The organism is Streptomyces sp. NBC_00390, from assembly GCF_036057275.1.
Lineage (GTDB): Bacteria > Actinomycetota > Actinomycetes > Streptomycetales > Streptomycetaceae > Streptomyces.
On record NZ_CP107945.1, the window covers coordinates 2,798,315 to 2,811,451 of the forward strand.

Consider the following 13,137-nt stretch of genomic DNA (forward strand, 5'->3'; position numbering starts at 1 on the left):
GGCGACCGACTCTCTTCCGCTTGCCGCAGCGGGGAGAGTATGCGCCATGGCGGCAGACCCTGAATAGCCCCTGGTGGGAGCAGGTGTGACGGGAAGGGCCCCGGGGAGTCGCCTCCCCGGGGCCCGGCAGTGCGGTTCATCGCAGGCCGTACGCCCGGATGATCTCGTTCTTGACGCTGAAGCCACTGTCCGTCTCCGCGCTCGCGCGGACCGAGACGTAGCCGCCGGGCTTCTTGGCCGTCCTGAACGCACCTGTCCAGTAGCCGTCGGCGCCCTTGGCCAGGGTCACCTTCTGCCAGGTGGCGCCGTCGTCGTACGAGACGTCCAGCCTCACCTTGGTGACGGTGCCCGGCACGCTGCCGAGGTCCACCGACGCCGGCTTGAGCGCGATCTTCTGGGTTGCATTGGCCTTCACGTCACCGTGCAGGTCCGACTCCAGCTTGTAGTCCAGGTTCAGCACCGAGAACGGCTCGGAGAAGTCCGAGTCGACGGTGTCGGACATGAACGTCCACTCGGTGTGGGTGCGCGTCGACAGCCGGAAGACGTCACCGGGCCGCTCCGCGTCGAGGACGGCGCGGTAGGGCAGGTTGCCCGCCGGCACCTCCTTCCACTGCATGTCCGTGCTGTTCGGGTTGTCGTGGATCAGCGTGTCGCCCTGGAAGATCTGCAGGTGGGTCGGCGTCTCACCCCACGGCAGGTAGCCGCCCAGTCGCATGGTGTCGCTGGCGGAGGCCCAGGCCTGCACGTTCCAGGTCATGTGGTTCTGCCAGCGGGAGTTGTACACGCCGAAGGACTCGCTCTGGCCGGGCCGGGTCGCCGGAGCGAACCAGTCCAGACGCGTGGTGCTGCCCTTGGCATAGGTGTTGTCGCCCGACACCATCACCCACGGCAGGTTCCCGTCGATGCCCTGCGCGTGGAACTCCCTCCAGACCTGGCCCGGGGTCACCCACTCGGTGCGGGTGCCCGGGTGCCACTCGACCTCGGGGAAGTTGAACGACGGGCTGAGGGTGAAGTCGGACCGGTAGCCCTCCGCCAACCCGCCGTCCGTGGCCGAGTAGTAGCGGGCGTCGATCCGGGCGAGGTCACCCTTGGCCGGCTTGTAGACCAGGGCCCTGTCCGGCACCCGACCGGGGTAGTCCTGGGTCAGGTCGTAGACGAACGGCGTGTACTCGGTCTGCTTTACGGTCAGCTTGAAGATGCCGGCCTTGGCCATCGCGACAAGGGTCCCGCCCGCGTCACGGTGGACGGTGGCGACCGGGATGGTCGACTCGCCGACGTACTCCATCAGTGCACCGACACCGTCGTTGACCACGATCAGCGCCTTTGCGCCGGCCGCGACTGCGGCCTCGGTGCGTTCCTGCGGCGAGACCTCGTCGCTGCGCTCGACGACGACGGCCTTGCCCTTGGCCCTGACCTTCTCGTACGCGGCCGCCGAGCCGTTGCCCGCGTAGACGGCGCCCAGAGTGTCCGTGGCGGATCCCAGGGCGCTGCCCGCCTGTACCCGTGCATCGAAGCGGAGCCGACCGCCCAACGTGCTCAGGCTGAGCTGCGGTTCGCCCTTGCGCCAGCGGGTGGTCAGCATGAACTCGCCCTGCTTCATCGGCTCCGTCGGGGCGACGTAGACGTCGTCGTACGTCAGCGGCAGCACGTACGCGCTGCGGTAGTCCATGTACGGGTCGTGGCCCTTGTAGTGGACGTTGAAGTCGACCTTGCGCTGGCGGTCCTCGGTGCGCTGCGGCGCCTCGGTCTGCAGCAGGTGTGCCTTGCTCGCGTCCAGCACCACGTCCGCGGAGCCGTCCTTGAGCACGGTCTCCGGGTCGACCAGCACGGCCAGACCCGAGCGGTCCGCCTGCTCACCGGCCACGTCGAGGTATCCCGCGACGGTGTACAGGCCGGGTGCCATGCGCATCGTGGTCGAGCCGTCGACGTAGACATTCCACGGCCAGGGGTCGCCGGCCAGATTGATGCCGACCCATCCGGCGGCGGGCTTGCCGTCCCGGCCGACCAGCTTGATGTTCAGGTCGTAGCGCTCCTCCTCCTTGAGCAGCGCCACGGACGTGCGGGTCACCGGCTGCCCGGTGGCCGTGTCGGTGGCTGTCACATAGCCGACGTGCCGGCCTGCCGAGGCGGCTTGCGGGTCACCGGTCACCGGGACCCCGGCGGTACCGCCCGCCGGGACGGTCACCTTGGTGGCTCCGAGCGTGAAGGGGCCCCCGTCGTTGGTCAGCGCCAGGTTCAGCGTGACGTCGGCGGAACCGGTGTTGGTGAAGGTCAGGTCCTTCGTGACGGCGACGTCGCTCGGCTTGTGCGGCCATGTGTAGTTGCCGAAGAAGAGCGATCCGGTGCCGCGGACCGTGGTGCGCACTGCGGCGGCCACGTCGAGACGGCCGGTGCCGACCTCGTACGGCGAGTACCCGCCGTCCAGTTCCTTCGCGGTGCTCGTCAGGTGTTCCTTGAGCTGCGCGCCGGTCCAGTCCGGGTGCTGCTGGGCCAGGATCGCCGCCGCGCCTACCACGTGCGGGGTGGCCATCGAGGTGCCGCTGATGGTGCGGTACAGGCCCTCACCACCGTCCGTCATCTCCTGCGAGCGGGCTGCGGTGATGTCCACGCCGGGCGCCGCGATGTCCGGCTTCATGCCGCCGGAGTAGGCCAGCGGGCCGGTGCTGGAGAAGGACGCGAGCCGGTCCTCCTTGTCGGTGGCGGCCACGGTCAGCGCCGAGGAGGCCGCGCCCGGGGCGGAGATGCTCTCCGGGCCGGCGTTGCCGGCGGCTATGACGAACAGCGTGCCGTACTGCGCGGACAGCGCGTCGACCGTCTGCGACATCGGGTCGCTGCCGTCCGTCGGGTAGGAGTCGCCGAGGCTCATGTTGACGACGTCCGCACCGGACTCGGCGGCCCACTGCATGCCGGCCATGACCCAGGAGTCCTGGCCGTAGCCCTCCGTGCCGCCGAGCACCTTGCCGACGAACAGGTCGGCGCCGGGGGCGACGCCCTTGTTGTCGCCTTTGGAGGCGGCGCCCGAACCGACGATCGTGCCGGCCACATGCGTGCCGTGCCCGTTGACGTCGGTGACGGCCTCACCCGGCACGAAGCTGGCCGTGCCGTCGATCAGGCCGGCGAAATCGGGGTGGTTGACGTCGATGCCGGTGTCGAGCACCGCGACCTTGACGCCCTTTCCGGTGTAGCCGGCCGCCCAGGCCTCGGGCGCGCCGATCAGCGGCACGCTCTCCTTCAGGTTGGCCTTCACGCGGCCGTCGAGCCACAGCTTCGCCACACCCGCGCCCAACGTCGCTCTGCCCCGCGGCGCGACGGTGGTCCAGAAGGTGCGGGCCTGCCGCTTCTCGGTGCTGAGCACGGCACCGCGGATGCCCTTGAGCTTGCGGGTCAGCTTGCTGCCCCGGGGGGCCGTCGGCTCGACGGCCGCGCGGGACTTCGGCTGGGTGTACGTCGCGATCAGCGGCACCGCGGCCGACTTCGCGTCGTCGTAGCCCATCTCGATCAGATCGGTGACGTTGAACAGCCGCCGGTCCAGCTTGTCCGTGCCCAGCAGCGGCGCCGCCTCGTCCGGAATGACGAACAGGTCGCCCTTGATCTCCTGGAGTTTCACGCCGCCGACGGCGCTGTCGGGCCGGTCGACGTCGGCGATCTGCTTACCGTCGGCCGTCGTGGTGACCGTGACGACGTCGCCGGTGACCAGGGTGACCTTGTGGGTCGCCGAGGGCTTGAGGGGAACGGTGGGCTTGCTCGGGGCGGCTTGTGCGGGCGCTTGCAGAACTGCAAGCCCCGCCGCCAGCAGCGGCACCGCGGTGGCGGCGGAGACGAGCCGCCACCGCCTGCGCCGGAAGGCGGAAGACTGAGAGGAGGAGGACATGCCCTGGGTCTATAGGCCAGTTCACGCCGACGTGAAGGCCGGATGACGGCAAGTCCTCGCCATGGCAAGGACTTGTCAGCCGCAATTCGCGCACATCCAGGCAAGGTTGCACTTTTCAGACATGGGCATTCAGTCGGCGGTGGCAGCGCGAAGCCCTTGCCGACCGCTCGCCGCCCGGTGACGGCTTTGACTCACTGGGACTTGTCCGGCCGATCACGTCCGGAGCCAAATGACGAGGGCTGTCGCTGTCGCGGTGCCAAGGAAGACGTAGCCGCGCTTGCAGCAGCGCGGCGCCACGGCCCTGCGCTCCCTCGACGAGCAGCGGGACACCGACGAAGATGCACGGCCGACTCGGCGCTGCCCTTACTCCCCGTGCCGAAGACCACATGGGCAGGCCTCGACGGGTTCCTGTCTCCTGTCCGTTCTACGCTTGAACCGGGGCATCGAAATTCTTGGTCAACACCCCGAGGTGATGACGATGCTCGACTTGTCATCCAGGTTGTCGGACATCCCCACTGTGCGGGGTCGGGCACCTTGGCCCCATCACGAGTACGTCAAGGGTTGGGGCGTGTTTGCGCTGCCCTTCGACTCCGGTCACGTGCTCGCGCTCCGAGTCTTTCCTGAGAACAGCTTCGGGCCTTACCGCACGCTGTGGCATCGCGATCCGAGCGGCAGCTGGTCGATCCGCGTCCACGGGGCACGACTGGACACAGCATGCCCCCGGTACTACGGCGCGGCCTGCGACCGCACGGGGTACGCCCGTATAGGGCTCACCTGGACGGGCCCGGCCTCCCTGCAGGTGACGATGGATGCTCCTTCACTGGACTGGACTCTCACCGCCTCCTCGACCCGCCTCCTCGGTTTCCTCAACAGCATCAGCGTGGCGTTGCCGCTCGCCACGTGGCGAGCGGCATCTTTGGTACGGGCTCGGGAGCGAGTGGCCCGCGCGCTGGGAATGGGGCACCTTCAGATGTCCGGCGTGATGCCGAGCGGTCACACCGGAACCCTCATGCCGCAGCAGATGTACTTCATCGATGACTCACGAGCCACGCTCGACGGCGTCGACCTCGGACTCCCCGTCCGGCTGCAGGACAATCCGCGGATCGGTGACGTGGCCCTGCCGGCCCGCGGTGTCCTCGCGATCGGCCAGGCGGTCTGGGAAATCCTGGATCCGACCGAATACGAACGCATCCGTTCCGAGACCGCCCCGCAGTCCTAGGGTCGACCCGTAAATGATCTACGGGTGGGTGCGGCTGTGATCGCCGGGCAGTGGGCTTCAGCGATGGGCACCCAAGCGTTCAGCCACCGCATGATGCATGCGTGCCTCAGGTCGCACGGACGCCCGGCGAGCGGCGATTCGACGCGGTCCGGAGACAGCGCGTACAGCCTCGCTACCTCCCAGGCACGCCAGTGGCCCGACCAATCCCCCGCGGTCTCGAACTCCTTCAGGTGCGCGCGGAGAGTATGGCGACCAGCACGAGCGGGATGGGGACCGGCCGGTCCGTTGCTGCCTCGCGCGCCTTCAGGCCCCGGCGGCCGTGTCGCTCCCCGGAGTCCGGAGACGGTCAAGGCCATGGAACGATCTCCTTCACGCGGGATGGGCCCCTGGGCCCGCCCGTCGGGGCGGAACGGGAGGGTTGCGCAGTGGGGGAACCTGTGCAGTTGAACGCACGAGCGGAGTCGCGGGTGCGCCGGGACTTCCCCGACCCGGAGGTCGCAGCGGTGGTGATCGAGCTGCTTGAGGAGTGGGGCCCGGCCTGCCGGGAATGGGACGAGGGCCGCGTACAGACGGCGATCGTGCTGGGCGCGGCGGGCGACGTGGACAGGCTGTTGGCGCTGATCGAGCTGGCTTACATCGACTACCGCGACGTGCTGATGGACACCGGCTTCGCCGACGAGGACTGGAAAGAGCGCATGACAGCCGCGCTCGGTCCGGAGTAGGCCAGTATTCGGGTGGTCAGCGAGTGCCTGCGCGGTAGGTGCCGGCCCACAAGTTGTAGAGGTCGCGGCCGACGCGTATCCGCGTGCCGTGGACCTTGCAGCGGCGGCAGGTCTTGTCCCGCGTGAGGCGGCCTCAGCGGTCGGTCTTCATCTCGAACATCCGCGGCACTTGCGGCAGGGACCGAGCGGCACAGCCGCACACAAAGCGCCGTAACCGATCGCCAGGGCGGTGGCGGGCAACCGCTAAGAGGGTGTCTCACGTGGCAAGTTTCGCGAGCTTCTTGTAGCAGGTCAGGCGGCGGCCAGGCCGAGGAAGGCGAGGAAGTGCGAGCCCATTCGTTCGTACCGGACGGTGAGGCGGCGGTAGCCGAAGAGCCAGGCGATCGACCGTTCGATCTTCCAGCGGTGCCGACCGAGGCGTTCGCCGGACTCGATGCCGGGCCGCGCGATGCGCGCGACGAGCCCGCGCTCGCGCAGCCAGGCCAGGTGTTCGGCGGAGAAGTACGCCTTGTCCGCGCGGAGTTTGACGGGTCGGCGCCGTGGTCCCCGGCGGGACCGGACGGCGGGTATGCCGCGGATGAGCGGCTTGAGGGCGAGGCTGTCGTGCATGTTCGCGCCGGACACGGCGACGGCGAGCGGGATGCCCTGGGCATCGGACAGCACGTGCAGCTTGCTGCCCTTCTTGCCGCGATCGACCGGGTTCGGCCCGGTCAGCGATCCCCCCTTCTGGCGCGAACGGAGGCCGCGTCGACGATCGCCGAGGTCCAGTCCACCTCGCCCCGGGCCCCGAGTTCGTCCAGCACCGCCCGGTGCAGCCGACGCCACAGGCCGGCCTCGGTCCGTACCATGAAGCGGCGATGCGCGGGGGAGGGCGACGTGCCGAACGTCGGCGGCAGATGCCGCCAGGCACAGCCGCTGGTCAGCGCGTACACCACTGCCGTGAACACGGCCCGCTCGTCACACGGAGCGGTCCCACCACCTTGCGGACGAGCAGCGAACGACGGCAGCAACGGGGCGGCCAGCTCCCAGAGTTCATCAGGAACCAGACGCTTCGATAGATCAGCACCCACGACCGGCATCATGCCGCACGAACATCAAGTCACTGACAACCTCTAAGCCTTGATCGGTGCGGCCGACCTGGCGGCCTGCTCGATCTTCGCGCAGTAGGCTGCACGGGCTTCCTCGTCGATCTGCTGCTCGTTTTCGGCGCGCACCCCGGTCCGGCCGTCGAGGCCCTCGCGCAGGATATCGGCGTGCCCGGCATGCCGGATGGACTCGCCGAGTACATGGACCATGATGGCGAACAGGTTCGTGTTGGGATAAGGCTCCGGCCACCACGGCACGTGGCCGGGGGCGTCGAGGGGGAGCTCGTTGATCGTCGCGTCCGAGTGTTCCCACGTGCGCCGGTAGAACCCGATGATCTGATCGCGGGTCTCGTCCTCGGTCGCCCACAGATCACTGCCGTCGGAGTCCTGCCACCGGGACAGCGATTCCGGGGAAGGACGGTCGAAGACCTCGCCGAAGTACCTGGCCTCGACGGTGGCCACGTGTTTGACCAGGCCGAGGAGGTTGGTCCCGGTCGCTGTCAAAGGTCGGCGGGCGTCGTATTCGGACAAGCCGTCGAGTTTCCAGAGCAGCGCCTTGCGGTCCCGCCGCAGTCTCCCGTGCAGGTTGTCTTTCGCGAATTCATCGATCATGCGGCATGAGCCTGCCATGGGCTGCTTGTGGTCTCAAGATCCCGTACGTGGTCCGCAACGACTGGCAGAGCCGAGGCCTGGCCATGGCCGCCGCCCTGACCTGCTACAAGAAGCTCGCGAAACTTGCCATGTGTGACACCCTCTTAGGTGGCCGAGACGATGGTGGCCGAGACGATGGTGGCCGAGGTGATGGCCGAGCTGGCCGAGCTCGAGGACCCGAAGATTCGCGAGGTGAACGATGGACACGGTGACGATCACGGTGACGTGAGGGGACGGTGGTTCTTCGGGGCCGTCGCCGCGAGTGCGGGGTGCAGCGCCGCCACGTCGAGGCCGACGTGTTCGCCGCAGGCCGGTGACTACTGAGCGCGTCCACGCACCACCCCTTGAGCGCCGGGAAACGGGCAGCCGCGTGACGGCCGCCTGCAGCGAACCCACCAGTTGTGCCGTATCAGTTGACGGTGGAGGTCTCGGCGACTGCGTGTGCCTCCAGGCCTGGGGTCGCGAGGAGCTGCGCGACGCAGGCCGCCGAACCACCGACGTAGGTGCTCACCAGGTCGACGTCACCGCCCACGCACCAGGCACGATCCTGAGGCCACCACAGGTCGGGGTTCTCGAGCCACGCCTCGTGGGGGTCTCGCGCGGGCGAGTCGGCATCGTCGAGAGGTCCGGCGAGCAGGATCTCGTCGCGGCCGGGGGTGCGGAAGACCGGGGTGTCGTGCCAGTCGTGGTCGCCGTAGCCGTCCCACAGGCCGTACCAGCAGCAGTCAGGGGTACGGGTGTGCTGGGACAGCACGGAGATCAGAGTGCGGGCCACGTCGGCAGGGGTCGGGCCCTCCTGCGGGTGCTCGTCCCAGACGCCGGGGACGGCCGGGGTGTCGTCGTTGCGGTAGCGGACGGGATCTTGGGCGCCGATCAGCTCGTGCCAGCGCGTCTCCGCGGACACGGACCGTCCGTACACGGCGGCGACTCGGTCCCACCGCACCGGTTCCTCACCGATTCGGGCCGGATGGAGGATCCGCGCGTACGCGTCGAAGCCGGGTGCGCACACCCCCGCCACCGTGCCGAATCCGTCATTGCCGGGCGGGCGCTGCTCCAGCCAGCGGGCGGGTGTGAGGTTGCGCCGCTCGACGCGGAGGCGTCCGTAGACGGACGGGGGCGAAATCGGGTGAACGCGCATGCCGCAGCCTAACGACGCGCCTCGGGTCGGTCGCACTAGCTCATCAGGGCCTCGATGCAGCGGTCGGCAGCCTCAACCACTCCGGCTACCTCTGGTCTTCTCCGCGATCACCGCCTCACCCGCCGCCCAAGTCCACTACCGCCCGCGACGCGACGACCACCGAGACCGGCACGCCGCCGTCCGACGCAACCTCTTCAACCTCATGCTCGGCCGGCTCTGCCACTGCCTCCGGCACGGGCGGCACTACGACGAGAACCTCGTCTTCCGTCGCCACCAGCCCGTTGTGATGCGTCCGGTGGACGCTTAATATGCGTCTGCTGGACGCATCACTGCCCGCTGTGCAGGCGCCGACGTAGGAGGAGCCCTGACGTGACCGACACCGCACATGCCTTTCTCCCAGCGCAGGAGGATCTCGCGCTGATCAGCGTCGCGGAGGCCGCCCGCTGCACGCGGGGGCAGACCGGGTCGCCGCTCGCGGGGTGGGTCTCCTTCCGGCCGCTGTGGGACGACGTCGTCCGCACCGACCCCGATCTGTTCGCATGACCGGCCCGCAGGAGTGGGCGCAGGCAGAGCCCGAGCCCGTGGCGGCCGGAATCGAGGTCGCCCCGGCGGAGGGCCCCGCGGCGGCCGGTGGCCAGGGTCCCGCGATCGGCTCGGCCGCCTGGTGGAAGCAGCGCTACGCAGCCCGGGTCCGCCGGCGGCCGCGGCCCGGCGGGCTGACCCTCGGCGCGATCATGGACGTCGCGTTGGCGATCGCCGACAGCAACGGCCTCGACGCACTGACGATGCGTGCGGTGGCCGACCGGATGAACGTCAGGCACACGTCCCTGTACCGGCATGTGGCCAGTCGCGACGAACTGCTCGTGGAACTGGTCGATCACATGCTGGGCGAGGTCCGCCTGCCCGGGCCCGGCCCGGACTGGCGCGCCCGCACCGAGGCCGGCGCCCGGGAGTACCGGCGTGTACTGAGTGCGCACCACGCCTTGGTCCCCCAGATGACCCAGGGTCAGCTCCTCGGCCCGAACGCCCTGCGCGCCCGCGAGCACGGCCTGCGGTTGCTCACGGATGCGGGGTGGCCGCCCGGGCAGGCGGTGCGGATCTACCTCACCGTCACGCACTTCGTGGTCGGGGCCGTGCTCCTGGACAGCGGTGGCGCGGCGCGCACGGCCGGGCAGCGGTCGGCGATGGCCGGTCTGTTCGCCTCGCTTCCCGCCGGACGGTTTCCGCTGGTCACCGCCCATTCCACCCTCCTCGGCGGACCGGACGGCGACGACGAGTTCGAATTCGGCCTGCGGTGTCTCCTGGACGGCATCGCCCGCTTGAAGGGGGATGGCTAGTGCCTGGTTCCGCCCTGCCCACCGGCACGCAGTGGTTCGCCGGCGGCACACGGGTCGCCGTTCGAGGACGTGCGGGTGCCCATACGCTCTTCGTCCGGCAGGACGGGCCGGCCGACGGCGCCCCGGTGACGCTCGTGCACGGATTCCCCACCTCGTCCCACGACTGGTCGCCGCTCGTGCCCGGGCTGGCGAGGCTGGGATTCAGGGTCACCACGTTCGACCTTCTCGGTTTCGGCCACAGCGACAAGCCGCGCAGACACCGCTATTCGCTGCTGGAGCAGGCCGATCTGGTGGAGGACCTCTGGCGCCGTCTGGGCATCGGTGACACCGCGCTGGTCGCCCACGACTACGGGGTGAGCGTGGCCCAGGAACTGCTCGCGCGGACCCCCCGCCGGATCACCCGGACGGCCTGGCTGAACGGGGGCCTGTACGCCGACCTGCACAGGCCGATCCGCATCCAGCGGCTGCTCCACGGACCGATGGGACCGTTGCTCGCCCACGCGATCAGCGAACGCGGCTTCCGCGCCTCGATGCGCCGGATCCTGGGCAGACCGGTCACGGACCGCGCGCTGCACGAGATGTGGGAGGGCATCGCCCTCAACCGAGGCCGGCTGCTGGCCCCGCAGTTGCTGCGCTACATCGATGAGCGGCGCGTGCACCAGGCCCGATGGGTCTCGGCCCTGGAGGGCTACGAGGGCCCGACCCTCTTCGTATGGGGCCCTGCCGATCCGATCAGCGGTGCTCATGTCCTCGCCCGTGTCCGGGAACGCATGCCGCACGCAGTCGTGGCCGAACTCGCCGGACCGCCCGCCGTCGGCCACTACCCCCAGATCGAGGCCCCGGAGGAGGTCGGCCCCCTCCTCGGTACGTTCCTCGCCGGATCCTGAGCTTGATGGGCGAGCGGGCCGGCACCGTCCAGGCCCGGCGGGGCGCGCCGGCAGGTCATGAAGGCAACAGCGGCAAGGACGTTCGCGATTGCGGCTGCGCCGAGGGGCCTGTACAGCCACTGACCACGCCGAGCCGGACCCGGGTTTCACCGGGTCCGGCTCAGCGGCCATGGCTCAGGCGTTGGGGCGCTTGCCGTGGTTCGCGCGCTTCTTCTTGCGGGCGCGGCGCTTGTTGCCTCGCTTCGACATGGGTATATCTCCCTCAATCAGGACTTTTCGCCAGTCTAGGGGCGGGCTGCGGGGTCCGCATCAGCGGTGCGGGGCGGTACGCGCGTGCCGGCGTCGCCGGTCGCGTCCCGGTGCGCCGCGGTCCGCAGCGGCGGCCCGGACGCTCCCTCACCACGGGATGCGGCTGCGATTGCGGAAGAACCCACCCGTGGGACCGTCGTCCGGCAGCAGCGCCAGCCAGCTGACCGTGTCCGCGCCCCGCTCGACGGTGGTGGGTGCCCACTCGCCGCCCATGTCGGTGCGCACCCAGCCCGGGCAGACCGCGTTGACCTTCACCGATGACGGACTCGCGGCCGCGACGACCAGGGTGAGGGCGTTGAGGGCGGCCTTCGCGATGCCGTAGGCGGCCGGGGAGGGAACGTTGTCGGTCATGGCGCCGAGCCCGGAGGAGACGTTCACGACCCGTCCGTAGCCGCGCCGGATCATCTCCGGCACGAACGTCCGGCAGGTGCGGAACGCACCCATGAGATTCACGTCGATCGACTGCCGCATCGTCTCCTCGTCGAGGGAGAAGAACGGCTCGGTCGGATAGACGCCCGCGTTGTTGCCCAGCACATCGACCTCGATGCCTGCTTCCGCGAGCCGCTGCGCGCAGGCGCGCACACTCCCGCCGTCCGTGATGTCGAGTTCCTCGCCCCTGACCCGCAGCCCCTGCCGGGTGAGCTCCTGTGCGGCCGTCCGGCCGCGTGCGGGACCGCGCGCGGCCAGGACGATGTCGAGCCCGGCCCGGCCGAGCTGCCGGCAGGTCTCGAGACCGATACCCCGATTGCCGCCGGTGACCAGCGCGGTACGAATGGAGTGCGACGCCTGGGACATGACTACGACGCTAGTCGCATCCGGTACGGGCGCCTCACGTACTCCCCCGGCAGCGTGCCGTCCGCCACGGCGACGCACGACAGGCCGGCGATCCGGCTCGGTTACGGAAAGACGGAAAACCGGTGCGGCTGTTCCGGGACAGGGCCGACCCCGCCCAACAGCACTTGCCGACGTGGTGGGTTACCCGTACGAACAGGTCGCCTCGATCGACCGCCCCGCCGGACAAGCCGACGGCAGCGACCGGGCCCGGGCAACTGGACGGACGCCGGGTCGGCTCGGTGGCCAGGGGTCCGGGGCTGTCGGGCGGTCGGCAGCCGGGTCCGGGACGAGTCCGGCGGACGTCTGCCACGATGAGCCGCATGCGTACTGTCGGCATCGATCTCTCCGCCAGTCCCGACAACACGGCCGCCTCGGTGGTGACCTGGGGCTCCGCCCATGCCGTCGTGGAGCCGCCCCGGACACGGTGCCGGGATGCCGAGATCGTCTGTCTGCTCGCCGGACTCGGGGTGGACGACCGTGCCGCCGTGGACACGCCCTTCGGGTGGCCCGTCGGCTTCGTGCAGGCCGTTGCCGCGCATGCCGCGCATCAGCCGTGGCCGGGGCGCGGGCTGGACAGCACCGTGCACCGCCTGTCGTCGCTGCGGTTCCGGCGTACGGACCGGCTCGTGTGGGATGCCCTCAAGCCGGGACAGCCGCCACTGTCCGCTCCCTTCGACCGGATCGGGGCCATGGTCGCGCGGTGGGCGCACATCGAGGACGAACTCGCCGTCCGGGGGCGGGCGGTGGACCGGGCCGGGACGGGGGACGTCTGCGAGGTGTATCCGCGGGCGACCCGGCAGAACTGGGGTCTGGGCAGGGTGCGTTCGGTGGCGGAGCTGGTGCAGGCCGCTCCGTGGCTCCGCTGCGACGGCGAGGCGCGGGCGGCGTACGAGAGCAGCGAGCACGCCTTCGACGCGCTGGTCTGTGCGCTGACCGCGCGTGCGGTGGCCCAGGGGCTGACGCGGCCGCCCGTGGGGGCGGATCTGGAGGTGGCGCGCATCGAGGGCTGGATTCATGTGCCCGTCGTCGGCAGCCTGCCGCGGTTGCTGGAGGCATGAACGCGCCCCCACCGCCTAAGTCGCGG

The 13,137-nt window shown here is 70.0% G+C and carries 12 protein-coding genes and 2 pseudogenes; 7 read left to right on the forward strand and 7 right to left on the reverse strand.

Features of this window, described 5'->3' with window-relative positions; genetic code table 11:
- Nucleotides 1-136: 136 nt before the first annotated feature.
- The gene (locus tag OHS70_RS11600) at nt 137-3,871 is read right to left on the reverse strand and encodes a S8 family peptidase (protein ID WP_328396444.1); all 3,735 of its coding nucleotides are present in this window, start codon (nt 3,869-3,871) and stop codon (nt 137-139) included.
- Between the two features lie 568 nt (nt 3,872-4,439).
- Between OHS70_RS11600 and OHS70_RS11605 the strand changes: the two genes are divergently transcribed.
- Both OHS70_RS11605 and OHS70_RS11610 read left to right on the forward strand, forming a co-directional pair.
- A complete protein-coding gene (locus OHS70_RS11605; protein ID WP_328396446.1) occupies nt 4,440-5,090 on the forward strand; it encodes a hypothetical protein in 651 nt (216 codons plus the stop codon).
- Between the two features lie 443 nt (nt 5,091-5,533).
- Nucleotides 5,534-5,812: a hypothetical protein gene (locus tag OHS70_RS11610; protein ID WP_328396448.1), complete on the forward strand. Its 279-nt coding sequence runs from the start codon at nt 5,534-5,536 to the stop codon at nt 5,810-5,812.
- A gap of 256 nt (nt 5,813-6,068) precedes the next feature.
- On the opposite strand, the pseudogene OHS70_RS11620 reads toward OHS70_RS11610, so the two are convergent.
- Nucleotides 6,069-6,882 (reverse strand): annotated as a pseudogene (locus OHS70_RS11620) (IS5 family transposase).
- Between the two features lie 42 nt (nt 6,883-6,924).
- Nucleotides 6,925-7,509, reverse strand: a complete 585-nt coding sequence (locus tag OHS70_RS11625; protein ID WP_328396452.1) for a DinB family protein — start codon at nt 7,507-7,509, stop codon at nt 6,925-6,927.
- A gap of 159 nt (nt 7,510-7,668) precedes the next feature.
- On the opposite strand from OHS70_RS11625, the pseudogene OHS70_RS11630 reads away from it, so the two are divergent.
- A pseudogene (locus OHS70_RS11630) lies at nt 7,669-7,770 on the forward strand (DNA alkylation repair protein); the annotation flags it as partial.
- A 187-nt stretch (nt 7,771-7,957) separates the two neighbouring features.
- Here the strand turns inward: OHS70_RS11630 and OHS70_RS11635 are convergent.
- A complete protein-coding gene (locus OHS70_RS11635) occupies nt 7,958-8,686 on the reverse strand; it encodes a hypothetical protein (protein ID WP_328396454.1) in 729 nt (242 codons plus the stop codon).
- A 115-nt stretch (nt 8,687-8,801) separates the two neighbouring features.
- The gene (locus OHS70_RS11640) at nt 8,802-8,960 is read right to left on the reverse strand and encodes a hypothetical protein (RefSeq protein WP_328396456.1); all 159 of its coding nucleotides are present in this window, start codon (nt 8,958-8,960) and stop codon (nt 8,802-8,804) included.
- Nucleotides 8,961-9,055: 95 nt separating this feature from the next.
- Here OHS70_RS11640 and OHS70_RS11645 point away from each other — a divergent pair, with 95 nt between their 5' ends.
- From OHS70_RS11645 to OHS70_RS11655, 3 genes are read left to right on the forward strand one after another with little or no spacing between them, the layout of a single operon-like run.
- Nucleotides 9,056-9,229 carry a hypothetical protein gene (locus tag OHS70_RS11645; RefSeq protein ID WP_328396458.1) on the forward strand — a complete coding sequence of 58 codons (174 nt, stop codon included), beginning with the start codon at nt 9,056-9,058 and terminating at the stop codon, nt 9,227-9,229.
- On the forward strand, nt 9,226-10,023 hold the full coding sequence (locus OHS70_RS11650; RefSeq protein WP_328396460.1) for a TetR/AcrR family transcriptional regulator: 798 nt from the start codon (nt 9,226-9,228) through the stop codon (nt 10,021-10,023). Before OHS70_RS11645 ends, OHS70_RS11650 begins: the two co-directional genes overlap by 4 nt.
- A complete protein-coding gene (locus tag OHS70_RS11655) occupies nt 10,023-10,910 on the forward strand; it encodes an alpha/beta fold hydrolase (protein WP_328396462.1) in 888 nt (295 codons plus the stop codon). Before OHS70_RS11650 ends, OHS70_RS11655 begins: the two co-directional genes overlap by 1 nt.
- Before the next feature lie 174 nt (nt 10,911-11,084).
- On the opposite strand, the gene OHS70_RS39045 is transcribed toward OHS70_RS11655, so the two are convergent.
- Both OHS70_RS39045 and OHS70_RS11660 read right to left on the reverse strand, forming a co-directional pair.
- The gene (locus OHS70_RS39045; protein WP_384040260.1) at nt 11,085-11,159 is read right to left on the reverse strand and encodes a 50S ribosomal protein bL37; all 75 of its coding nucleotides are present in this window, start codon (nt 11,157-11,159) and stop codon (nt 11,085-11,087) included.
- A 147-nt stretch (nt 11,160-11,306) separates the two neighbouring features.
- Entirely contained in the window at nt 11,307-12,014 is a 708-nt protein-coding gene (locus tag OHS70_RS11660) for an SDR family NAD(P)-dependent oxidoreductase (RefSeq protein WP_328396464.1), read from the reverse strand.
- A gap of 359 nt (nt 12,015-12,373) precedes the next feature.
- On the opposite strand from OHS70_RS11660, the gene OHS70_RS11665 reads away from it, so the two are divergent.
- On the forward strand, nt 12,374-13,111 hold the full coding sequence (locus OHS70_RS11665) for a DUF429 domain-containing protein (RefSeq protein WP_328396466.1): 738 nt from the start codon (nt 12,374-12,376) through the stop codon (nt 13,109-13,111).
- Nucleotides 13,112-13,137 lie beyond the last annotated feature (26 nt).

Coding starts and splice junctions, on each gene's coding strand:
- OHS70_RS11660 (WP_328396464.1), bottom strand. CDS start 12,014: ATGTCCCAGGCGTCGCACTCCATTCGTACCGCGCTGGTCACCGGCGGC.
- OHS70_RS11600 (WP_328396444.1), bottom strand. CDS start 3,871: ATGTCCTCCTCCTCTCAGTCTTCCGCCTTCCGGCGCAGGCGGTGGCGG.
- OHS70_RS11665 (WP_328396466.1), top strand. CDS start 12,374: ATGCGTACTGTCGGCATCGATCTCTCCGCCAGTCCCGACAACACGGCC.
- OHS70_RS11635 (WP_328396454.1), bottom strand. CDS start 8,686: ATGCGCGTTCACCCGATTTCGCCCCCGTCCGTCTACGGACGCCTCCGC.
- OHS70_RS11650 (WP_328396460.1), top strand. CDS start 9,226: ATGACCGGCCCGCAGGAGTGGGCGCAGGCAGAGCCCGAGCCCGTGGCG.
- OHS70_RS11625 (WP_328396452.1), bottom strand. CDS start 7,509: ATGATCGATGAATTCGCGAAAGACAACCTGCACGGGAGACTGCGGCGG.